Below are 22,265 nucleotides of genomic sequence, written 5' to 3'. Positions count from 1 at the left end.
TTCGGCCGTTCGCTAACTTTGCACCGTGGACAAGAAGAACGCCCTGCGCGCCGGCGCCCTGGCAGCCGGTACGACGCTGATGATGCTGCTCATGTCGTCCCCCGCGCTCGCGCTGACCCGCGACGACGGCGACGACCCCGGCACGGGCCTGAGCGTCATCGAGACGCTGGGCCTCTACGTCCTGCTCCCGATCGCGCTGTTCGTGGTCATCGCGGGTCTGGTCATGGTCCTGGACAGGTCCCAGGAGAAGCACCGCGTGACCAGCCGCAACGTGAAGACCAGGGCCAACGCCAAGGCCTGACGGCCCACCACCGTTCCACCGAGGGCGCCGGCCCCGCGGTACGTACGCGCATCAGCCGTACGTACCGCGGGGCCGGCGCACTCGCGGTTTTCCGCGGGGGCGCCGCCCCCTACTTCTCGGTGCCGGCGAGGAGTTCGCGCAGCAGGTCGGCCAGGTGGCCGGCCCGGTCGGCGCCGAGGGCGGACAGCGCCTCGGCCTGGACGGCGAGACCGGCCCCGACCGCCTCGTCGATCAGCTCCAGCCCCTTCTCGGTGAGCGTGACCCGCAGTCCCCGGCGGTCGTGCGGGTCGGGGGAGCGGCGCAGCAGCCCGGCCCGTTCGAGTTTGTCGAGGCGGCCGGTCATGCCGCCGGTGGTGAGCATCAGCGTGGCCGAGAGCTGCCGGGGGGAGAGGGCGTAGGGCTCGCCCGAGCGGCGCAGCGTGGCCAGCACGTCGAACTCGCCCCGGGAGATGCCGTAGGGCGTGTACGCCTTCTCCATCCGGTCGCCCATCGCGCGCGAGAGCCGGAAGATGCGGCCGAACACCTCCATGGCAGTCGTGTCCAGGTCCGGCCGCACCGCCGCCCACTGGTCGATGATCGCGTCGACGGGGTCCTCGTGCTCCGGGGGCCGAGGCCGGGGGCTTTCAGTCATGGGACGAGTATCGACGGCCGTCCGGTCACCCGCAAGAAAGTGGCTTGACGAAAACTTGCTTAGCGCTAAGCTACATTCAACCGAGCTACTTTCCGTCGAGCTACTTCCGTCGAGCTACTTCGTCGCCACGAAGGGTGCCCTCATGGCAACCGGCCGCCCCGCCCTCATCGCGCTCACCGCCCTCGCCCCCGTCTCCTGGGGCACCACCTACGCCGTCACCACCGAGTTCCTGCCGCCCGACCGCCCCCTGTTCACGGGGCTGATGCGGGCCCTGCCCGCCGGTCTGCTGCTGCTCGCCCTCGCCCGGGTGCTGCCGCGCGGCGCCTGGTGGGGCAAGGCGGCGGTGCTGGGCGCGCTGAACATCGGGGCCTTCTTCCCGCTGCTGTTCCTGTCCGCCTACCGGCTGCCGGGCGGCATGGCCGCCGTCGTCGGCTCGGTCGGCCCGCTCTTCGTCGTCGGGCTCTCGGCGCTGATGCTGGGCCAGCGGCCCACCGCCCGCTCCGTGCTCACCGGCCTCGTCGCCGCGTTCGGCGTCAGCCTGGTCGTGCTGAAGGCGGCCGGGGCGCTGGACCCGCTCGGCGCGCTGGCGGCGCTCGCCTCCACCGCGTCGATGTCCACCGGCACCGTCCTCACCAAGCGGTGGGGACGTCCCGACGGCGTCGGCCCGCTCGCCCTCACCGGCTGGCAGCTGACCGCGGGCGGCCTGCTCATCGCACCGCTCGCCTTCCTGGTCGAGGGTGCCCCGCCCGCGCTGGACGGCCCGGCGATCGGCGGCTACCTCTACCTCGCGCTGGCGAACACCGCGGTGGCGTACTGGCTCTGGTTCCGCGGCATCGGCCGGCTCTCCGCCACCCAGGTCACCTTCCTCGGCCCGCTCTCCCCGCTGACCGCCGCCGTGGTCGGCTGGGCGGCGCTGGGACAGACGCTGACCCCCGTTCAGACGGCGGGCATGGCGCTGGCGTTCGGCGCGACCGTCGCGGGGCAGCTCACGACGGGCAAGCGGGTCAGGCAGCCCGAACCTGTCAGTTCTCCCGAACCTTTCAGTTCTCCTTCAAAGAACGGTCGAAAGGATTCGATGGACCTGACGGGTGCGGCCCTGCGACGGTAGCGGCACCGGGCCTCCGACTGGAAAGGACCTTCGTGGCCGTTGCCGACCGCCGCACCACCACCCACCCCGCCGACACCCCCACCACCCGGCCGAGGACGACGACTCCCGTCGCCCTCGGCCTCGCGCTCGCCGTCCTCGCGACCCTCGTCTGGTCCGGCAGCTTCGTCACCTCCCGGGCCCTCGGCGACAGCGTCCCGCCCGTCCAGCACGCCTTCTGGCGCTGGGTGGTGGCCCTCGCCGTCGTCGCCCCCTTCGGTGCCCGGCGGGCCTGGCGGCAGCGCGAGCTGATCCGCCGGCACCTCGGTTTCGTGCTCCTCGCCTCCCTGCTCGGCGTGACCGTCTACAACACGCTCGTCAACCAGGCCGGAGTCACCACCCCCGCCGCCACCATGGGCATGATCATGGCCGCCTCGCCGGTGCTGATGGCGGTCTTCGAGCGCGCGGGCGGCGTCCGGCTCGGCGCCCGCCGGATCGCCGGCCTCCTCACCGCCTGCACGGGGGTGCTGCTGCTCGTGGGCGGCGGGGCGTCGTTCTCGGCCGGTGACCTGTGGATGATCGCCGCCGCCTGTTCCTTCGGCTCCTACAGCGCGCTGCTGCGCCGCCGGCCCGCCGGTCTCGACGGCGCCGCGTTCCTGTTCACCACCTTCCTGGCCGGCACCGTCCTGCTGCTGCCCGCGCAGGGCGTCAGCCTCGCCGTCCAGGGCGGCTTCACCCCGACGTCCGGCACGGTCCTGCCCCTCCTCTACGTCGGCGTCGCCTCCTCGGCCGTGGCCTTCTTCGCCTGGAACAAGGCGATCTCCCTGATCGGCCCGACCCGCGCGGGTGTCGTCTACTACCTCCAGCCGGTGTGCGTCGCCCTGCTGTCCTGGGTGCTGCTGGCCGAACCGACCGGCTGGGCGCAGGCCGGATGCATGACGCTGATCCTCGGGGGGGTCGTGCTCGGCGCGGGGGCGCGTCGGTGACCGGGGCCGCCCGCGGATAGGTTGCCGCCATGGCCGACTGGGACATCCGCAAGCTGCAGATCCTGCGGGCGCTGCGGGAACGGGGCACGGTGACCGCGACGGCCGAGGCGCTGCACATGACGCCGTCGGCCGTGTCCCAGCAGCTGACGAACCTCTCCCGGCAGCTCGGGGTGGAACTGCTCCAGGCCCACGGCAGGCGGGTCCGGCTCACGGACGCGGCCCGGCTGGTCCTGCGGCACGCCGAGGCGGTCTTCGAGCAACTGGAGCGCGCGGACGCCGACCTGGCGGCCTATCTGCACGGGGAGGCCGGTGAGGTGCGGGTCGGCGCCTTCTCCACCGCCGTGCCCGCCCTCGTCGTACCGGCCGTGACCGCGCTGCGGGCGACGCACCCCGGCATCACGGTGCGGGTGCGGGAGGCCGAGGCGCAGGAGGCGTACGAGCTGCTGGCCGCCCGGGACGTGGACCTCGCCCTGTCCCTGGCGGCCCAGGCACCCACCGCCGGCGACCCCCGCTTCACCCGCGTGCCGCTGCTCGCCGACCCGCTGGACGTCGCCCTGCCCCGCGGCCATCCGCTGGCCGGCGCGGACGGGCCGCGGATGGCCGACCTCGCCGCCGAGCCGTGGATCTTCGGCGGCAGCGGACCCTGGTCGGACATCACCCGGGCGGCCTGCGAGACGGCCGGCTTCCGCCCGTACCAGGCGCACACGGCGGCCGGCTGGACGGCGATCCTCGCGATGGTCGAGGCGGGGATGGGCGTGGCCCTGGTGCCGCGGATGGCGGCGGTACCGCGGGACGGCGTGGTGATGCGCGAACTGCGCGCGGACCGCCCGGTCCGGCACGTCGTCGCGGCGGTGCGCAGGGGAGCGGGGGAGGGCGCGGCCGTCGCCACCGTCCTCGCGGCACTGCGCACGGCGGCGGACGCACGGCTCTGAACGCGCGAAGGGGCGCCCGGTGCGGCACCGGACGCCCCCGTGCGTGTTCCGCCTACTCGGCCGCCGCGGCGTCCGCCGCCTGGGCCTTCAGGGCGCGTTCCACGCCCGAGCGGGACTCCGAGACCAGCCGGCGCAGCGCCGCGTTCGGCTCGGCGGAGGCCAGCCAGGCGTCCGTGCGGTCCAGGGTCTCCTGGGACACCTGCACCGCCGGGTACAGGCCGATCGCGATCTGCTGGGCCATCTCGTGCGAACGGGACTCCCAGACGCCCTTCAGGGCCTCGAAGTACCGCTCCGTGTACGGCGCCAGCAGCTCGCGCTGGTCGGTCTGGACGAAGCCGGCGATGACCGCCTCCTGCACGGCGTTCGGCAGCTTGTCGGACTCCACGACCGACTCCCAGGCCTCCGCCTTGGCCTGCTCGGTCGGGCGGGCGGCCCGCGCGGTGGCGGCGTGGCGCTCACCGGCGGCGGTCCTGTCCCGCTCGTACTCGCTCTGGATCTCCGAACCGCCGAACCGGCCCACGGCCGCCAGCCGCTGCACGAACGCCCAGCGCAGCTCGGTGTCGACGGCCAGGCCCTCGATCGTCTGCGTGCCGTCCAGCAGCGCGTCCAGCAGGTCCAGCTGCTCCGGCGTCCTCGCCGTCGCCGCGAACGCCCGCGCCCACGCCAGCTGGTGGTCGCTGCCCGCCTCGGCGGCGCGCAGGTGGGCCAGCGTCGCCTCGGTCCAGCGGGTGAGCAGCGTCTCGCGGGCGGTGGGGGCGGCGTACTGGTCGATGGCCAGCTTCACCTGGCGGTGCAGCGACTGCACGACGCCGATGTCGGACTCCTTGCCGATGCCCGACAGCACCAGCGACAGGTAGTCGCGGGTCGCCAGCTCCGCGTCCCGGGTCATGTCCCACGCCGACGCCCAGCACAGGGCGCGCGGCAGCGACTCGGTGAAGTCGCCGAGGTGCTCGGTGACCACGGCCAGGGACTGCTCGTCCAGGCGCACCTTGGCGTACGACAGGTCGTCGTCGTTCAGGAGCACCACCGCCGGGCGGGGCTTGCCCACGAGCTGCGGTACGGCCGTCAGTTCGCCGTCGACGTCCAGCTCGACCCGGTCGCCGCGCACCAGCTTGCCGCTCGCGTCGAGGTCGTAGGCGCCGATCGCGATGCGGTGGGGGCGCAGAGTCGGCTCGCCCTTGGCGCCGGCGGGCAGCGCGGGGGCCTCCTGGCGGATCGCGAAGGAGGTGATCACGCCGTCGGCGTCGGTCTCGATCTCCGGGCGCAGCACGTTGATGCCGGCCGTCTCCAGCCACGCCTTCGACCAGGTCTTCAGATCGCGGCCGGAGGTCTCCTCCAGCGCGCCCAGCAGGTCGGACAGGCGCGTGTTGCCGAACGCGTGCCGCTTGAAGTACGCCTGCACGCCGCGGAAGAACGCGTCCTCACCGACGTACGCGACGAGCTGCTTCAGGACGCTCGCGCCCTTGGCGTACGTGATGCCGTCGAAGTTGACGAGCACGTCGTCCAGGTCGCTGATGTCCGCCATGATCGGGTGCGTGGACGGCAGCTGGTCCTGCCGGTACGCCCAGGTCTTCATGGAGTTCGCGAACGTCGTCCACGAGTGCGGCCACTTCGAGCCGGGCGCGTCGGCCTGGCAGGCGGCCTCGGCGAAGGTGGCGAACGACTCGTTCAGCCACAGGTCGTTCCACCACTCCATGGTGACCAGGTCGCCGAACCACATGTGCGCCAGCTCGTGCAGGATCGTCGCCGCCCGCACCTCGTACGCGGCGTCCGTCACCTTGGAACGGAACACGTACTGGTCGCGGATGGTCACCGCGCCCGCGTTCTCCATCGCGCCCGCGTTGAACTCGGGCACGAAGAGCTGGTCGTACTTCTTGAAGGGGTACGGGTAGTCGAACTTCTCCTGGAACCAGTCGAAGCCCTGCCGGGTCACCTCGAAGATGGCGTCCGCGTCGAGGTGCTCGGCCAGCGAGGGCCGGCAGTAGATGCCGAGCGGCACCGACTGGCCGTCCTTCTCGTAGGCGCTGTGCACCGAGTGGTACGGGCCGACGATCAGCGCCGTGATGTACGACGAGATGCGCGGGGTCGGCTCGAAGGACCAGACGTTGTCCTTCGGCTCGGGCGTCGGCGAGTTGGAGATGACCGTCCAGCCCTCGGGCGCCTTCACGGTGAACTGGAAGGTGGCCTTCAGATCCGGCTGCTCGAAGCTCGCGAAGACCCGGCGCGCGTCCGGGACCTCGAACTGGGTGTAGAGGTACGCCTGGTCGTCGACCGGGTCGACGAACCGGTGCAGGCCCTCACCGGTGTTGGTGTACGCGCAGTCGGCGACCACGCGGAGGACGTTGCGGCCCTCCAGCAGGCCCGGCAGGGCGATGCGGGAGTCCTGGAACACCTCGGCCGCATCGAGCGTGTCGCCGTTGAGGGTCACCTCGTGGACGGCCGGCGCGACCAGGTCGATGAAGGACTCGGCGCCGGTCTCCGCGACGTCGAAGCGCACCGTGGTCACGGACCGGTAGGTGCCGCCCTCCTGCGCGCCGGTGAGATCGAGATCGATCTCGTACGAGTCAACGGTCAGCAGCTTCGCCCGCTGCTGCGCCTCTTCGCGAGTCAGGTTTGTGCCAGGCACGCGGTCATCTCCTCGTTATGTGTGGGTTGCGCCATCCTTCCACGGGACCCGCACGGAACGCGATGTCCGTTTCCCGCCGGTCGCCGGGCCGTCCGCGCGCGAGCCTGGTCCCATGAGCAGCCACACCGTACGACCCGTCGCACCGGACGTCCTGAAGGAACTGCGCGCCGCCGACGACGCGGGCCGCGTCCCCGCCCCCGTGACCGACCACGAGGGCGGATCACCCCTGCGCTGCTGCCTGCGCCACAGCCGCCCCGGCGAACGCATCGCCCTGGTCTCCTACGCCCCGCTGCGCCGCTGGGCGGCGGCGACGGGCGCCGACCCGGGCCCGTACGACGAGCAGGGGCCGGTCTTCGTCCACGCCGAGGAGTGCGCGGGACCGGAGACGGACCGCCTCCCCTTCACCAACTCGCACCGCACCCTCCGCCGCTACTCCGCCGACGGGAACATCCTGGGCGGGCGGCTGGTCGAGGAGCCCGGCGACTTCGCACCCGCCCTCCGGGAAGCGTTCGACGACCCGGCCGTGGCGTTCGTCCACGTCCGGGCCGTCGAGTACGGGTGCTTCCTCTACGAGGTCGGGCGGGGCTAGCCCTTCAGCTCCGCCGCCACCAGCTCCGCGATCTGCACCGCGTTCAGGGCGGCGCCCTTGCGCAGGTTGTCGTTGGAGACGAACAGGGCGAGGCCGTTCTCGACGGTCTCGTCCTGACGGATGCGGCCCACGTACGAGGGGTCCTGGCCGGCGGCCTGGAGCGGGGTCGGCACCTCGGTCAGCGCCACGCCGGGGGCGCCGGCCAGCAGCTCCTTGGCGCGCGCGACGCTGATCGGGCGGGCGAAGCGGGCGTTGATCTGGAGGGAGTGGCCGCTGAAGACGGGCACGCGCACGCAGGTGCCGGAGACCTTCAGCTCCGGGATCTCCAGGATCTTGCGGGACTCGTTGCGGAGCTTCTGCTCCTCGTCCGTCTCGTGCAGACCGTCGTCGACGATCGAGCCGGCCAGCGGCAGCACGTTGTACGCGATCGGCGCCACGTACTTGTCCGGCTTCGGGAACTCGGCCGCCGACCCGTCGTGGGTGAGCTTCGGGGCGTCGTCGCCGACCTTCTTGATCTGCTCGAACAGCTCGTCCACGCCGGCCAGCCCGGAACCGGACACCGCCTGGTAGGTGGCGACGACCAGCGCCTCGAGGCCCGCCTCCGCGTGCAGCGGACGCAGCACGGGCATCGCGGCCATCGTGGTGCAGTTCGGGTTGGCGATGATGCCCTTGGGGCGGTCGGCGATCGCGTGCGGGTTCACCTCGGAGACCACGAGGGGGACCTCGGGGTCACGGCGCCAGGCGGAGGAGTTGTCGATCACGACCGGGCCCTGGGAGGCGACCTTCTCGGCCAGCGCCTTGGAGGTGGCGCCGCCCGCGGAGAACAGCACGATGTCCAGCCCGGAGTAGTCGGCGGTGGCCGCGTCCTCCACCGTCACACCGTCGAGCTCCTTGCCGGCGCTGCGGGCCGAGGCGAACAGGCGCAGCTCGGTGACCGGGAAGTCGCGCTCCGCGAGGATCCTGCGCATGACCGTGCCGACCTGACCGGTGGCTCCGACGATTCCGACCCTCACGGTGACTCCTTCTGGTGACGTGCGTGCACCCGGCCGGGCGGGCGGGGCCCTTCCATCATGCGGGGATTCCCGGTCGGTGTGTCCAATCGTTTGCCCGAGGGGCGGACGGGCAACCCTCTCAGCTCCGCTTTTCGATCACCCAGTCGCCGATCGCCCGCACGTGGAGAATTCCTTCCGAGATGTGGTACGGACCGGAAGTTGCGGTGACTTTCCGCCGCGGGAACAGATTTTCGTCGAGCTGGTAGAGGTGCTGGATGCCGCCCGTGGAGACGATGGACACCTCGGTGTCGGGCCCGGTGTGACGTACGACTCCATACGCGGTGCCCTGGGTCCGCGCGCCCAGCAGGGGCGCGTCGGTGAAGGCGGCGGGCTCCAGCCGCCACTTCGTGGACTCCGGGCAGCCGACCAGGATGAAGCAGGTGCCGCCCGGGTCGACCCAGACCGGACCGAGGGCGGGCCGGTGCCGGTCGCTGACGTCGGCGATGATCGTCGACTTGCCGTACGGATGGTTCCAGGCGTGCGCCGTCAGCCTCCCTTCCTTCTTGCGGGAGGTGCGCCGGACGGTCATCAGCGTCGGCGGGCCCTGGTAGCGCAGCACGGTGGTGCCCCTGCCCTCCACCGGGCCGGTGATCAGCGGCGCCTGCTCCTCGGGCAGCAGCTCGAAGCTCCAGGGGCCGGAGTGCTTGACCTGTACGGCCCTCTCGGACGCGCCCGCGCCGAAGGTCAGCGCGGTGCCGCGCAGGCCGTGGGCGTGGGTGTTCACCCACTCGGTCTCGTCGCCGTACTCGTCCACGGAGCGGGCCTCGACGCCGTAGCTGTGCTCGGCGTCCTTGAAGTCGTACCGCACCAGCGCCGGCCGGCCGGGGCGGGGACTGACCAGGGTGATCTTCTTGTCGCCCTTGCCCTCGTACACGCCGGCCGCCCGCCGCGCGGACCGGCTCTGGGTCTTCTCCGGTTCGACGGTGAGCTCCCACTGGTGCCGGCTCTTGTCGATCACGAGCAGGAGGGGGCCCTCGGGTATCCGGACGGTCTCCTTGACCCGGCGGCCGTTCCAGGCGTGGACCAGCTCCTCGGCGGGACGCCTCAGCTCGCCGAGGGTGTCGCCCGCGTGGCAGTTGAGCTGGAACCAGCCGCTGTGGCGGTCCGTCGCCCGCACCTTCACCTCGGCCGCGGGACCCGTGTGGAGGAAGACCTCGCGGCCGCTGCCCTCGATGGTCCCGGCGCCGAGCCGGCGGGCCGCCGACAGGGGCAGGACGGTGAGCTCCCACTTCCCGGAGTGTCTCACCTTCAGCTTCAGCGGGCCGCCCTTGCGCGGCGGCACCAGCAGGGCGCGGCCGTAGTGGTCGGGCAGGTCGGTGCAGAAGACGTCGTCCTCGCGGCCGGGGATCTGGACGTGGAGGAAGTGGTACTCCTGGACCTTCGCCTCCAGGATCACCGGCCCCGAGTCCGGCGGGAACGGCAGGTCCACGACGACCGTCTTCCCCTTGTCCCCGGTGAAGGTGCGCGGCTCGAACTCGAAGGGCTCACCGCCCCAGGAGGGGGTGTCGTCGTCGGTCAGGACGGTGACGCCGTACGGGGCGGCGGCGGGCGCCGGGACGGACGCCGCGGGCACGGCCGGCGGGGCGGAGGCGGGCGGTGCGGCGGCGGGCGGGGCGAACGCCGGGAACGCGGGCCCCGTGGGCCGCACCACCGTGGGCGCGGGCACCGCGGACGCGGCGCCCCCCGCGGGCGCCACCCCCGTCTTGCCCACACCCGTCAGCGGCACGGGCCCGGAGACCGGCGCGGCAGCGGCCGGCGCCACCGGCGGAGCCGCCTGCGCGACCGGGGGCGCCGCGGACCCCGCGACCACCACCCCGAAGTCCGTCGCCAGCCCCGCCAGCCCCGAGTCGTAGCCCTGGCCCACCGCGCGGAACTTCCACACCCCGGCGCGCCGGTAGAACTCCCCGAGCACGAAGGCCGTCTCGCTGGACGCGTCGGTCACGTCGTAGTGCGCCACCACCGCGCCGTCGGGCGCCACCACCTGTGCGTACAGGCCGGGCACCTGCCCGAACACCCCGTCGTCGCAGGACCCGGCGATCAGTACCCGCTGGACGGCCGGTTCGATCCGCGGCAGGTCCAGCTCCAGCCACTCGGCGAGCTGCCCGCCGCCCTCACCGGTGCCCAGGTGCCGCACGGTGCCGGACGGATGCGCGGGCTGGCCGTGGAAGACGATGTCCGCGTCGCCGCGCACCGATCCGGTCCCGTCGAGCAGCAGGGCGGCGGCCTCCACGGCGGGCACCCCCGGCACCCGGCTGCGGCCCACGGCGACCCGCAACGGGACGGTGGGGACGGCGGCGTTGGCGCCCTTGGTGATGTGCGTCATGGGGCACATCGTGACAGTGAAGGCGGTGTGAAGAAAAGATCTCCGTACGGAGCCGAACGTTCCGCCGCGGACCGGCGTCCTAGGAGAAACGCCGTGAGGGGAGGGGTGGCTGTGCTGCGCGGAAGGGGCCGCCGCGGTCAGGGGGACGCCGTACGCGACGACCCCCTGGACGCGGCCCAGGAACGCCGGGTGCGGGCGGTGCTCGCACTGGGCGGCGTGCCGCAGACGGACCTGCTGGACGGGGTGCAGCAGGTCCGCCTGCGGCTGCTGGAGCGGGCGGCGCGGGGACACGAGGCGCCGCGGGACGTGTCCGCGTGGGCGGCGGTCGTCGCCTCCAACCTGGCCATGGACTGGCACCGGGCCCGGAGCCGGCAGGACCGGCTCGGCGAGCGTCTGGCGGCGCTGCGGCAGGCCGACCAGCCGTCGGGGGAGGACACCAGCGTCCTGTCCCTCGCCGTCGCCCAGGGTCTGGACGGGCTCCCCGACACCCAGCGGCAGGTCGTGGTCCTGCGCTTCTACGCCGATCTGCCCGTGCGCGCCATCGCCGAGGAGCTCGGCGTCCCCGAGGGCACGGTCAAGAGCCGGCTGCACACGGCGGTACGGGCGCTGCGGGCCCGCCTGCACGAGGACGAGGTGGTGTGAGATGGCCGCCGAACAGCACCCCGGTGGGCACGACGCGGTGATGGCGGCGCTCACGGGCGAGCCGCTGCCGCCGGACGCGGACGCGGACTCCCGCGACGCGTACCGCTCGGCGGCGGCCGACGTGGCGCTGCTGCGGGAGCAGTTGGGGATCCTCGGGCGCGTCCTGGGCGAACCGCCCCCGGAACCGGAAGCCGCCCGGTCCGCACCCGTGGCCCGCCCGCGCCCCCGGCGCCGTCCGCTGCGCCTCGCGCTGGGCACGCTCGCCGTGGCCTGCGCGGGTGTGGTGGTCGCGGGTCTGGGATGGCTGGTGGTGCAGGGCCCGGGCAGCAGCGCCGACGACGCGGCGGCCGACAGCGCCGCGTCGGGTGCCGAGCAGGGCGGCCCGGCCGCCGGGGGCAAGACCGGCGCCGGCTTCGGCACCCCCCGCTACCTCGCCTGCGCCCGGCTGGTCGCCGAGGGCACGGTGACCGGCGCCGAACCCGTGCCGGGGGCCGCGCGGCACCGGATCACGCTTCGGGTGACCCGCACGTACACGCCGCGGGAGGGCACCGGACGGAGCACCTTCGTGCTGGACGACACCACCGCCCGGCTCACCCCCGGCGACCAGGTGCTGGTCGGCGTCCCTCGGGACCTGCCCACCCCGGACGCCGTGATCACCGGCGAGCAGGACATCGCCGCCGCCCGCGCCCTGATCACGGCCTCCCTGCCCGAGTCCCGCACCCTCACCTGCGACTGAACGGCGCACGACGAAGGGGCGGGCGCCCCACAGAGCGCCCGCCCCCCAGGGCCTGCCGTACCGGACTACGGCACGACCTTGCCGATCCGTACGCTGCCGAGGCCCGCGACCGTGCCGTGCGCGTTCACCAGCTGGACCCGGCCGAAGAACTCACGGCCCTCCGGCGCGGCGGCCAGCGCGGTCGCGCTGCCGGAGACCGTCGCCGAGTCGCCCGTGCCGAGCTTCACCGGCGCCGAGCCGTCCACGGTGACCGAGCCGAGGGACGCGGCGAAGTACACGTCCCGGTAGTCGTACTCGGTGGTGCCGGACGGCACCGAGTAGCCCGCGACCTTCACGGTGTACGTACCGGCGGCCGGGGCCGGGATCGACACCGACTCCTCCGAGTCGCCGTCGGCGGACTGGCCGACGACCTTGCCGTCCTTGTCGTAGACCGTCAGGTCCAGGTCGGAGGCCGCGTCGGAGACGCCCCCGATGGCGACGTCGAGCGACGTGGCGCCCGCGGGCACCTCGACCGTGGTCGTCCTCGTCTCACCCTGCTTGATCGACGGGCGGGACGTCTCGGCCGAGCCGAGCGGGCCGCCGACCAGCTTGCCCTCCAGGGCGGCGTACTGGTTCGTCACCGTCCACGAGGCGGTCGCCGGGGTGCCGGCCTTGGCCTCGGGCACGGTCACGACCTCCGGGTCGAAGACGGCGCCGAGGAGGTTGACGTCCAGCGTGTACGGGTTGTCCAGCAGCGGCGAGGTGCGCCGCGACTCGACCTCGACCTCCCACACGCCGGGCTGCGGGTCGGCGTACGCGCGCACGTCGGGCCGGCAGCCGTTGCCGTCGAGGTAGTTGTTGTAGCAGTACGGCGTGGACGTGTTGTCGACCGGGACGCCGTACGGGTGGATGGCGATGAACCGGGTCTGGCTCTTGTCCTTCAGCCCGCCGATCGCCACCTCGAGCGTCTTCGCGCCCTCGGGGACGGTCACGAAGTACGACTGGGTGCTGTTGCGCTGGACGGAGCTCTTCGCGGAGAAGGTGTAGTTCAGCGGCGCGGAGACCACGACCGTCGTCAGCACCTGCTTGTCGATGCCCTCGGTGCGCGGGTCGTCGACCTCGAGGATCGCGCTCTTGAGGCCCTCGGAGCCCGGCCGCGCCTCGACCTTCACGGTCACCGGCTTGTTCAGCGGCAGCTTCACCTCGTCGGAGCCGACGATGCGGAAGGTGCGCCCGGCGTTGTTCTCGAAGTGCAGCTCGTGCCGGATCGCCTGGTCGGCGCCCGACGTACGGGTCAGCGTGATCTCGTACGTCTTCTTCTGGCCCGCCTTCAGGCCGCCCTCGCGGTCGTACAGGCCGGTGCCGTAACCCGGGGTCTTCAGGAACTGGTCGATCGCGGTGTCGACCGGCGCCTTGACCGTGTAGTCGTGCGCGGTGGCGCCGCGCTCGATCGCACGCCAGGCGTCGGGCACGTTGACCAGACCCGCGCCCTCCTCGTACGCCTGCACGCCCTGGATGTGGTCGGCGGTGGAGGTCAGCGCGGTGCGCAGCTTCGCCGGGGTGAGGTCGATGCCCTCGCGCTCGGCGGCGGACAGCAGCAGCGCGGAGGCGCCGGCGGCCTGCGGGGAGGCCATCGAGGTGCCCTGGAGCATGCCGTAGCCGGCCGGGAGCTGGTAGCCCGCCTCCGGGACGGGGGCACCGGGCATCCAGGTCTGGATGGTGTTGACCGCGGCGCCGGGCGCGGTGAGCGTCGGCGTGAACCCGCCGTCCTCACGCGGGCCGCGCGAGGAGAACGGCATCATGGCGTACTTCGTCTCCACCGCGGAGCCGTAGTTGGCGGCCCAGGTCTCGCGGGAGATGGACGCGCCCACCGAGATGACCTTGTCGGCCAGGCCCGGGTCGCCGATGGTGTTGGCGCCGGGCCCGGAGTTGCCCGCGGAGATCACGAGCTGGACGCCGTAGGTGTCGATGAGCCGTGTGTAGAGCTCGGCGCGCGCGTTGTTGCCGTCGTTGAGCGCCGGCAGGCCGCCGATGGACATGTTGACGATGTCGACGCCGCGGTTCACGACGAGGTCCATCATGCCCTCGGTGAGCGCGATGTTGGTGCAGCCGCCGGACCAGGAGCAGGCGCGCGAGGAGACGATCTTCGCGCCCGGGGCCGCGCCGTTCATCTTGCCGCCGAACAGGCCGTGGGCGGCGGTGAGTCCGGCCACGTGCGTGCCGTGCTCGGACTCGATCACGCCGATGTTGACGAAGTCGGCCTTGGCGCCGGACCCGCCCACGACGACGTCCTTGCGGATCTCGACCACGAACGGCTGGCGCTCGGCCACGTCCGTCTTCGGGTCGTCGGTGCCGAAGTACCCGACCTGGAAACCGTCCTTGTACGGCTTCATCGGGGTGTCGTCGGTGAAGTCGTGGTTGTTGTTCAGGTCGACGCGGACCGTGCCGGCCTGCGCGTCGTACAGGACGCCCCAGGAGTCGGTGGTGTCGCCGTCCCGGTTCGCGTCGCCCTTGGCGTCGCCGCCGGCGGTGACGGACTCACGGAAGACGTTGACCCGGTACGAGCCGGCGGGTGCCGTCCAGCTCTGGCCGCCGTAGGTGAAGGCGGGGCCGGAGACCGGGGTGTCCATGCGCCGCCAGGTGGCGTCCCCGTCGACGACCGGGTCGGTCGCGGTGACCCAGTCGACGATCTTGCGCTCGCCGGTGGTGGTCTTCTGCAGCGCCGGGTGGGCGAGGTCCACGCCGGAGTCGAGGATGCCGATGGTGACGCCGCGGCCGTCCGCCTTCGGGTTCTTCTTCACGAAGTCGACGGCGCCCGTCTCGAAGGACGGGTTGTACGGGTTCTCGGCGGGCGTGTTCGGGCCGGGCGCCGGGTAGGCGCGGCCCTGCTGCGAGGCGCCCCCGGCCGAGTCCGCGCTCGGCGTCGGGTCGTCCAGCGGGATCTCGTCGCGCAGGTCGATGCCGTGCACGGAGGAGAGCTTCGCGGCGGCGGCGATGGCCGAGTCCGCCTTGGCGGTGGGGACGGTGGCGCGGACGTAGCCGAGCTTGTCGTCGGTCCGGCCCACGGCGCCGCCGCCGACGGCGTCCAGCTCCTCGGCGACCTGCTCGGTCTGGCCGGGCGCGGTGACGACCATCATCGTGACGTTCTTCGTGCCGTCGGCCTTCGCCTCGGCGAGCCGGTCCGCGTCGTCCGAACCGAGCTTGTCGTGCGCGGACTTGACGGAGACGTCGGCCGGCGGGACTGCCCCGGTGCCCGGACCGTCGGCCGCGAAGGCCAGGGGTATCGGCCCGGCCGCGGAGAGCGCGGCGACGAGACCCGCGGCCACGGCTATGCGGGCCGCGCGTCTCGCGCCCGGTACGGGTTCGCGCTGGGGGGTGTGGGTCATCGGCATCCCTTGGAGTGAAGGAACGAGCGGGTACGACCGGGGACGTTCGGTCCTGGCCGAAGCAGTCCGGAATGCGATCCCGGACGACCGCTCAGCTTTACGCAAGGGTTCGCTGTTTGGGGAGAGTTGTCCGTGACGTCTGGGAGGCATGGCGTACTTCCGCCATACGCCATCGGGGACGTAAGGGACGGCCGCTGACAATCCCGGAAACACGAGGAGGGACCGGCGGGCAGTCGCGCCCGCCGGTCCCTCCTCTCCCCTCCTGATGCCGCCCCGGTCCGTCACTACCGGGGCAGCACCACGACGTATGCGGCGGGTTCCCTGTCTCCGGCCGCCATCAACGCCGTTCGGACCACGGCCGCCTGGTGCTCCGGCGACTCCCGCAGCTTGCGCGGCGTGATGTGCACGACCGTGATGCCCAGTCGTTCCAAGTGCTCGCGCTTGCGGGCGTATTCCGACCACAGTGCGTCGTCCTCCTGGCGGTGGGCGCGGGTGTCCAGCTCCACGGCCACCGCCTGCTCCGGCCAGTAGGCGTCCAGACCGCCGAGGTGGGGGCCGCCGGGCAGCCGCAGGTCGACGTTCCACACCGGGTCCGGCAGGCCGTGCTCGCGCACCATCCGGTACAGGCGCTGCTCCGCGATCGCCCGTCCCTCGGCCACCAGCGAGTCCACGGCGGCCACCACGTGCGGCCGGCCCAGCAGCCGTGCCCGGTTCAGCTCCCGTACCACCGCCGCGGGTTCGCAGTGCCCCCCGCGCACCGCCTCCGTGAGCAGCCGGCGGACGACGCCCGCGTCCGTCAGTCCCGCCACCGCGTCGGCCAGGGCCCGCGCCACCGGCGCCACCGGCACCCCGGTGACCTGCACGGGGGCGGGCAGCGCGGCCGTGCGCACGATCCGCGCGCAGCCCGTCGAGCGCAGCCGGCGCATCCGCGGCACCAGGACGTCGACGGCGTCCAGGGACGGCAGCGGGGGAGCGCCGCAGAAGCCGTGCAGGGTCAGGGCGGCCAGGCCCGTGATCACCGCCTCCGCGTAGGCGGGGTCCGGTGCCCCCTCCGCGCCGGGCTGGACCGGCACCCCGGCGGTGGGCCGTTCCCTGGCCGCGTACAGCAGCACGGCGTGCAGCCGCTCGTCGCTGGTGGGCGGCCCCGGATGGAGCAGGACGACGTTCGGCAGAAGCTGCTGCCAGGGCCCGCCGGGGCGGCACTGCTCGGCGGCCTCGGCGGCCGAGACGCCGTGCGCCCGGAGCTGAGCGGCCGTCATCAGGCGGCGGCGGCCGTCGGCCAGGTGGTGGAGGGGGCGGGGGGAGAGCGGGGTGTTGTGCGTCATGACCGGGGACTTCCCGCGCCCGGTCCACCCCTTAACCGCTGTTACAAGCCCATCGCCGAATCCGGACACAACCGCCCTAAAGGACGCGTGTTCGGATGCCGAAAACCCCTGGTCCGCGAAGGTGCGGGCCAGGGGTTACGGCTGCTGTTGACTGAATTCCGTAACGATGACGGAACGCCCAATCATTGGCCAGAGGTCGGGGTGCCGGGGGCGGGCCTAGCGACCGGCCGCCGCCGCGTCACAGGCCTGCCCCCGCAGGGCCCGGGCCAGGTCGTCCCGGGCTTCCAGGACCAGCCGGCGCAGCGCGGGCGCGGCCTTCTCGTGGGCGGACAGCCAGGCGTCCGTGGCGTCCAGCGTGTCCTGCGAGTCACGCAGGGACGGGAACAGGCCCCGGACGACGTCCATCCCGATCTGGATCGACCGCTCGTTCCACACCCGCTCGATCGCCGCGAAGTACTTCTCCGCGTACGGCGCGACCAGCTCCCGCTGCGAGGCCTGCGCGAAGCCCGCGATGGTCGCCTCCACCAGGGCGTTCGAGAGTGCGTCCGACTCCACGACCTGCGCCCAGGCCTGCGCCTTCACCGCCGCCGACGGGCGGGCGGCCAGGCAGCGCACCTGGTGCCGCTTGCCGGAGGCCGTGTCGTCCCGGGCCAGCTCGGCCGCCAGCACGTCCTCGCCGGCCTCGCCGTGCGCGGCGAGCGGCTCCAGGAACGCCCAGCGCAGCTCCTGGTCCACGTCCAGTCCGTCGATCTTCTCCGTGCCCTCCAGCAGACCGCGCAGCAGCGCCAGTTCCGCCTGGTCGGAGGCGACCGCCGCGAAGAACCGCGCCCACGCCAACTGCTGCTCGCTGCCCGGCGCCGCGTCGCGCAGCTCCCGCAGCGCGCCCTCGCCCAGCAGCCGGCCGGCGGCCTCGCGCCCCTCGGGGGCCACGTAGTGCACCAGCGCCGACCCGGCCCAGGCGTGCAGCATCTGGAGGACGCCGATGTCGGACTCGCGCCCCGCGAACCGCAGCACCAGCCCGGCGAAGTCCCGCGCCGGCAGCAGCGCGTCCCGCGTCATGTTCCACAGCGCCGACCAGCACAGGGCGCGGGCCAGCGGGTCGGTCAGGGACCCCAGGTGCTCGCGCAGCGTGGCCAGCGAGGTCGTGTCGAAGCGGGTCTTGCAGTACGTCAGGTCGTCGTCGTTGACGAGGACCAGCTCGGGCGCCTCGGCCCCGGCCAGCTCCGCCACCACCGTGCGCGGCCCGTCGATGTCCACCTCGGCGCGCGCGTACCGCTCGAGGGCGCCCTCGCCGGTACGCCGGTACAGGCCCACCGCCACCCGGTGCGGCCGCAGTTCGGGGTGCGACTCGGCCGCCTCCTGCACGACGGCCAGCTCGTCGACGCGGCCCTCGGCGCTCAGCAGCACCTGCGGGGTCAGCGAGTTGACGCCGGCCGTCTGCAGCCAGGACCGCGCCCAGGCGGCCATGTCCCGCCCGCTGGTCTCCTCCAGTACCGACAGCAGGTCGCCGAGCCGCGTGTTGCCGTACGCGTGCCGCTTGAAGTAGCGCCGCGCGCCCTCCATGAAGGCGTCCTGCCCGACGTACGCCACCAGCTGTTTCAGCACGCTCGCGCCCTTGGCGTACGTGATGCCGTCGAAGTTGAGCTTGGCGTCCTCCAGGTCACGGATGTCGGCCGTGATCGGGTGGGTGGAGGGGAGCTGGTCCGCGCGGTAGGCCCACGCCTTGCGGCGGTTGGCGAACGTGATCCAGGCGTCCTTGAAGCGGGTCGCGCCGACGTTGGCGAAGGCGCCCATGAAGTCGGCGAAGGACTCCTTCAGCCACAGGTCGTCCCACCACTCCATGGTGACCAGGTCGCCGAACCACATGTGCGCCATCTCGTGCAGGATCGTGTTGGCGCGGCCCTCGTACGACGCCCGCGTCACCTTCCCGCGGAAGATGTACTCCTCCCGGAAGGTCACCATCCCCGGGTTCTCCATCGCGCCGAGGTTGTACTCGGGCACGAACGCCTGGTCGTACTTCCCGAAGGGGTACGGGTAGTCGAAGTGGTCGTGGAAGAAGTCCAGGCCCTGCTTGGTGATGAGGAAGACGTCGTCGGCGTCGAAGTGCGGCGCGAGGCCCTTGCGGCACATCGCGCCGAGCGGGATCTCCAGCCGCGTACCGTCCTCGAGCAGACGCTCGTACGAGTCCGTGACGTAGTGGTACGGCCCCGCGACCACGCAGGTGATGTACGTCGAGATCGGCTTGGTCTCCGCGAACCGCCACACCCCGTCCGTGCGGTCCCCGGCGCCGTTGCTCCACACCGTCCACGCCTCGGGCGCCCGCACCTCGAAGCGGAAGGGCGCCTTGAGGTCCGGCTGCTCGAAGCCCGCGAAGACCCGGCGCGAGTCGGCCGGCTCGTACTGGGTGTACAGGTACACCTCGCCGTCCTCGGGGTCGACGAAGCGGTGCAGGCCCTCGCCGGTGCGGGAGTAGGCGCACTGGGCGTCGACGACCAGCTCGTTGTCGGCGGCCAGGTCCTCCAGGGCGATCCGGGAGCCGTCGAAGACCTCGCTCGGGTCGAGGTCCCGGCCGTTGAGGGACACGGCGGTCACGCTCGGTGCGATCAGGTCGGCGAAGCTGCTCGCGCCGGGCTCGTTGCAGCGGAAGCGGATCGTGGTGACGGACCGGAACGTGCGCGGCCCCTCGCCCTCCGCGTCACCGACGGCCGAGCGCACGTCGAGGGACACCTCGTACCCGTCGACGGACAGCAGGGCGGCCCGCTCCCGGGCCTCGTCGCGGGACAGATTCTCACCGGGCACGGGCGGCACTCCCTCGGGTGGTGTTCAGTATGCGGACAGCACTGATCCTGCCATGTGCCCCTGACGCGCGGCAGCCGGGAATGGCCGGGGTCAGCTCTTGCGTTGCCCGGGAGGAACGCTCGGTCGCGCACGCCCCCTGAGGAGAGACATGTCGGACAAGACGCCCGTCGATTTCTGGTTCGACCCGCTGTGCCCCTGGGCCTGGATGACCTCCCGCTGGGTCCTCGAGGTCGAGAAGGTGCGGGACATCAAGGTCCGCTGGCACGTGATGAGTCTCGCCGTCCTCAACGAGGACAAGCTCGACGAGCTGCCCGAGGAATATCGCGACATGCTGGAGAACAAGGCCTGGGGCCCGGTCCGGATCGTCATCGCGGCCCAGGAGGAGCACGGCCCCGAGGTGCTAGGCGACCTCTACACCGCGCTCGGCACCCGCATCCACAACCAGGACGAGGGCCTCGGCAGGGAGACGATCGCCGCCGCCCTGAAGGACGTCGGCCTGCCCGAGTCCCTCATGGACCACTGGGACTCCACCCCCTACGAGCCCCAGCTGCGCGCCTCCCACAAGGAGGGCATCGACAAGGTCGGCCAGGAGGTCGGCACCCCGGTCATCGCCGTCCCCGGCGCCGACGGCGAGCAGCTCGCCTTCTTCGGCCCGGTCGTCACCCCGGCCCCCAAGGGCGAGGACGCCGCCAAGCTCTGGGACGGCACCCTCGCGGTCGCCTCGGTCCCCGGCTTCTACGAGATCAAGCGCACCCGCACCAAGGGCCCGGACTTCAGCAACCTGTAGTGCGGAAGGACTCCGGCAGATCGAAGCCCGACCTCCAGTTGAAGTAGGACTGCACCCGCACGCATCCGTCGCGGGCGCAGCGCCGGTAGGTGCCCAGGTCGGCCCTGGGCACCTGCCCCGCCGCCAGTGCGTACGCCTTCTCGGCGTCGACGAGCGGCCGGAAGTCCTGGTCCGTGTCCCCGCAGTTGGGACACCGCCTGTTCGGAAGACCCATGCGGGCCACTGTCGCCCGGAACGCCTCCCACCGGGAAGCCCGGCGCGCGCAAAGGCGGCAATCCGGCCCGCGGACTCCCCCGCGAGGGGACCATGGAAGCCCCCACCACTGGAGGCGAGTCCCACCCCATGACGGAGATCGACACCTCTGTGCCGCACTCGGCCCGGATCTGGAACTACTGGCTGGGCGGCAAGGACAACTACCCCGTGGACGAGCAGGCCGGTGACGCCTACACGGCCGTCTTCCCCGGCATCGTCACCATCGCCCGCAGCAGCCGCGCCTTCCTCGGCCGCAGCATCCGGTACCTGGTGCGGGAGGCGGGCGTCCGGCAGTTCCTGGACGTCGGGACCGGGCTGCCGACCGTCGACAACACCCACGAGGTCGCCCAGCGGTACGCCCCCGAGGCGCGGATCGTCTACGTCGACAACGACCCGCTGGTCCTCGCCCACGCCCGCGCCCTGCTCACCTCCACCCCCGAGGGCGTCACCGCCTACGAGGACCTCAGCCTCTTCGAGCCGGACCGCGTCCTCGAGGCGGCCGGCCGGACCCTGGACCTGACCCGTCCCACCGCCCTGATCCTCAGCGGCATCCTCGGCCACGTCGCCGACCACGACCGGGCCCGCGAGCTGGTCCGCCGCCTGATGGCCGGCCTGCCCTCCGGCAGCCACCTGTGCGTCAACGACGGCTCGCGGGGCACCGACCCGGACTACGAGGCGGCCCAGGACGGCTACAACGAGACCGGCGCCGTCCCGTACTTCCTGCGGCCCGTCGAGCAGATCGAGGCATACTTCGAGGGGCTCGACCTGGTCGACCCCGGCGTGGTGTCCGTCCCGCTGTGGCGGCCGGACCCGTCCCCGGACGGCGCGCCGCCGCGGCCCATCGGCCAGCACGGCGGTGTCGCCCGCAAGCCCTGACCGACGCCCGCCGGGCAACAGGAAGCCCCCGCGAGTCACGTCCTCGCGGGGGCTTCCCTCATTCCGCCCGCCGCCGTGAAGGGTGAGAAGACGATCACGAGGCAGGACGTCTCGGGGGCTCAGGCGGCTCAGGGGGTGAGCAGCAGCGTGTTCGTGCGGGACCTGGCGGCCTCGTAGCGCCTGGCCACGTCCTGCCAGTTCACGACGGCCCACATGGCGTCGATGAAGTCGACCTTCTGGTTCTTGTACTGCAGGTAGAAGGCGTGCTCCCACGCGTCGAACACCAGGATCGGGGTGGAGCCCTGGCCCACGTTGCCCTGGTGGTCGTAGACCTGCTCGACGATCAGGCGCCCGCTCAGCGGCTCGTACGCCAGCACGCCCCAGCCGGAGCCCTGGGTGGTCGCGGCGGCCTTGGTGAGCTGCGCCTTGAAGCCCGCGAAGGAGCCGAACGACTCGGCGATCGCGTCCGCGAGCTCGCCCACGCCATCCTTCTCCAGCGGCTCGCCCCCGCCGTCGCCGGTCATGTTGTGCCAGTAGATGGAGTGCAGGATGTGGCCGGAGAGGTGGAAGGCCAGGTTCTTCTCCAGGCCGTTGACCGACCCCCACGACTCCTTGTCCCGCGCCTCGGCGAGCTGCTCCAGCGTGTCGTTGGCGCCCTTCACATAGGCCGCGTGGTGCTTGTCGTGGTGCAGCTCGATGATCTCGGGGCTGATCACGGGCGCCAGTGCGGAGTAGTCGTACGGCAGTTCAGGAAGCGTGTAGACGGACATGGCGGATCCCCTCCGACCTCTTATTGCAAAAGGCTTGCAGGTGCACGCTAGCAGCAAGAGTGGGCCCCGGGGGCGTCCGAGGGGTGGCCGGGCGTGCCACAGCGGCCCCTTCGGGGGTCGCGCGGTGTCCAGGGGGGTGCCGCCCAGGCCGAGCGGGACACCGGTACCAGAGGGACCTCTGTCCGAATC

General features: G+C 72.6%; 18 protein-coding genes. 9 read left to right on the top strand and 9 right to left on the bottom strand.

What is annotated here, in order from left to right; translation table 11 throughout:
• Nucleotides 1-25 precede the first annotated feature (25 nt).
• The gene (locus tag ACIRG6_RS03345) at nt 26-301 is read left to right on the top strand and encodes a hypothetical protein (protein ID WP_189230777.1); all 276 of its coding nucleotides are present in this window, start codon (nt 26-28) and stop codon (nt 299-301) included.
• 109 nt (nt 302-410) lie between these two features.
• Here the strand turns inward: ACIRG6_RS03345 and ACIRG6_RS03340 are convergent, their stop codons facing one another.
• Entirely contained in the window at nt 411-932 is a 522-nt protein-coding gene (locus tag ACIRG6_RS03340) for a MarR family winged helix-turn-helix transcriptional regulator (protein WP_364679706.1), read from the bottom strand.
• Nucleotides 933-1,074: 142 nt separating this feature from the next.
• Between ACIRG6_RS03340 and ACIRG6_RS03335 the strand changes: the two genes are divergently transcribed.
• The 3 genes from ACIRG6_RS03335 to ACIRG6_RS03325 are packed head-to-tail and all read left to right on the top strand — an operon-like array spanning nt 1,075 to nt 3,934.
• The gene (locus ACIRG6_RS03335; protein WP_364819328.1) at nt 1,075-2,040 is read left to right on the top strand and encodes an EamA family transporter; all 966 of its coding nucleotides are present in this window, start codon (nt 1,075-1,077) and stop codon (nt 2,038-2,040) included.
• Nucleotides 2,041-2,072: 32 nt separating this feature from the next.
• Complete coding sequence (locus tag ACIRG6_RS03330; RefSeq protein WP_365023364.1) at nt 2,073-3,002, top strand: DMT family transporter; 930 nt, start codon at nt 2,073-2,075, stop codon at nt 3,000-3,002.
• A 29-nt stretch (nt 3,003-3,031) separates the two neighbouring features.
• Nucleotides 3,032-3,934 (top strand): LysR family transcriptional regulator, encoded by a 903-nt coding sequence (locus ACIRG6_RS03325; protein WP_364679698.1) that lies wholly within the window; start codon nt 3,032-3,034, stop codon nt 3,932-3,934.
• 52 nt (nt 3,935-3,986) lie between these two features.
• Here ACIRG6_RS03325 and pepN (ACIRG6_RS03320) read toward each other — a convergent pair whose 3' ends face one another.
• Nucleotides 3,987-6,560 carry an aminopeptidase N gene (gene pepN, locus ACIRG6_RS03320; protein WP_350718117.1) on the bottom strand — a complete coding sequence of 858 codons (2,574 nt, stop codon included), beginning with the start codon at nt 6,558-6,560 and terminating at the stop codon, nt 3,987-3,989.
• A gap of 112 nt (nt 6,561-6,672) precedes the next feature.
• On the opposite strand from pepN (ACIRG6_RS03320), the gene ACIRG6_RS03315 reads away from it, so the two are divergent.
• The gene (locus ACIRG6_RS03315) at nt 6,673-7,149 is read left to right on the top strand and encodes a DUF1203 domain-containing protein (RefSeq protein WP_403320445.1); all 477 of its coding nucleotides are present in this window, start codon (nt 6,673-6,675) and stop codon (nt 7,147-7,149) included.
• Here ACIRG6_RS03315 and ACIRG6_RS03310 read toward each other — a convergent pair.
• Both ACIRG6_RS03310 and ACIRG6_RS03305 read right to left on the bottom strand, forming a co-directional pair.
• Nucleotides 7,146-8,162, bottom strand: a complete 1,017-nt coding sequence (locus tag ACIRG6_RS03310; RefSeq protein ID WP_364679692.1) for an aspartate-semialdehyde dehydrogenase — start codon at nt 8,160-8,162, stop codon at nt 7,146-7,148. The genes ACIRG6_RS03315 and ACIRG6_RS03310 overlap by 4 nt on opposite strands.
• Before the next feature lie 118 nt (nt 8,163-8,280).
• Nucleotides 8,281-10,524 carry a TerD family protein gene (locus ACIRG6_RS03305; RefSeq protein WP_403320442.1) on the bottom strand — a complete coding sequence of 748 codons (2,244 nt, stop codon included), beginning with the start codon at nt 10,522-10,524 and terminating at the stop codon, nt 8,281-8,283.
• A 111-nt stretch (nt 10,525-10,635) separates the two neighbouring features.
• Here ACIRG6_RS03305 and ACIRG6_RS03300 point away from each other — a divergent pair, with 111 nt between their 5' ends.
• A complete protein-coding gene (locus ACIRG6_RS03300) occupies nt 10,636-11,166 on the top strand; it encodes an RNA polymerase sigma factor (RefSeq protein ID WP_364679686.1) in 531 nt (176 codons plus the stop codon).
• A 1-nt stretch (nt 11,167) separates the two neighbouring features.
• Nucleotides 11,168-11,902 (top strand): hypothetical protein, encoded by a 735-nt coding sequence (locus tag ACIRG6_RS03295; RefSeq protein ID WP_403320439.1) that lies wholly within the window; start codon nt 11,168-11,170, stop codon nt 11,900-11,902.
• Nucleotides 11,903-11,967: 65 nt separating this feature from the next.
• Here the strand turns inward: ACIRG6_RS03295 and ACIRG6_RS03290 are convergent, their stop codons facing one another.
• The 3 genes from ACIRG6_RS03290 to pepN (ACIRG6_RS03280) form a co-directional block, all read right to left on the bottom strand.
• Nucleotides 11,968-15,267 (bottom strand): S8 family serine peptidase, encoded by a 3,300-nt coding sequence (locus tag ACIRG6_RS03290; protein WP_364679681.1) that lies wholly within the window; start codon nt 15,265-15,267, stop codon nt 11,968-11,970.
• 284 nt (nt 15,268-15,551) lie between these two features.
• Nucleotides 15,552-16,592 (bottom strand): hypothetical protein, encoded by a 1,041-nt coding sequence (locus tag ACIRG6_RS03285; protein ID WP_403320438.1) that lies wholly within the window; start codon nt 16,590-16,592, stop codon nt 15,552-15,554.
• Nucleotides 16,593-16,808: 216 nt separating this feature from the next.
• Complete coding sequence (pepN, locus tag ACIRG6_RS03280; protein WP_403320436.1) at nt 16,809-19,391, bottom strand: aminopeptidase N; 2,583 nt, start codon at nt 19,389-19,391, stop codon at nt 16,809-16,811.
• Between the two features lie 148 nt (nt 19,392-19,539).
• Here pepN (ACIRG6_RS03280) and ACIRG6_RS03275 point away from each other — a divergent pair, with 148 nt between their 5' ends.
• Nucleotides 19,540-20,178, top strand: coding sequence for a mycothiol-dependent nitroreductase Rv2466c family protein (locus ACIRG6_RS03275; RefSeq protein WP_403320434.1), 639 nt, complete (start codon nt 19,540-19,542; stop codon nt 20,176-20,178).
• On the opposite strand, the gene ACIRG6_RS03270 is transcribed toward ACIRG6_RS03275, so the two are convergent.
• Nucleotides 20,165-20,392, bottom strand: coding sequence for a hypothetical protein (locus ACIRG6_RS03270; RefSeq protein ID WP_239767999.1), 228 nt, complete (start codon nt 20,390-20,392; stop codon nt 20,165-20,167). The genes ACIRG6_RS03275 and ACIRG6_RS03270 overlap by 14 nt on opposite strands.
• Nucleotides 20,393-20,520: 128 nt before the next feature.
• Here ACIRG6_RS03270 and ACIRG6_RS03265 point away from each other — a divergent pair, with 128 nt between their 5' ends.
• Complete coding sequence (locus ACIRG6_RS03265) at nt 20,521-21,306, top strand: SAM-dependent methyltransferase (RefSeq protein WP_364679668.1); 786 nt, start codon at nt 20,521-20,523, stop codon at nt 21,304-21,306.
• 128 nt (nt 21,307-21,434) lie between these two features.
• On the opposite strand, the gene ACIRG6_RS03260 is transcribed toward ACIRG6_RS03265, so the two are convergent.
• Nucleotides 21,435-22,076 (bottom strand): superoxide dismutase, encoded by a 642-nt coding sequence (locus ACIRG6_RS03260; protein WP_239768001.1) that lies wholly within the window; start codon nt 22,074-22,076, stop codon nt 21,435-21,437.
• Nucleotides 22,077-22,265 lie beyond the last annotated feature (189 nt).

The sequence above is a fragment of the Streptomyces flaveolus genome, from assembly GCF_044765825.1.
In the GTDB taxonomy this organism is placed as follows: Bacteria; Actinomycetota; Actinomycetes; order Streptomycetales; family Streptomycetaceae; genus Streptomyces; species Streptomyces flaveolus.
This window is presented reverse-complemented; position numbering and strand designations above follow the sequence as displayed.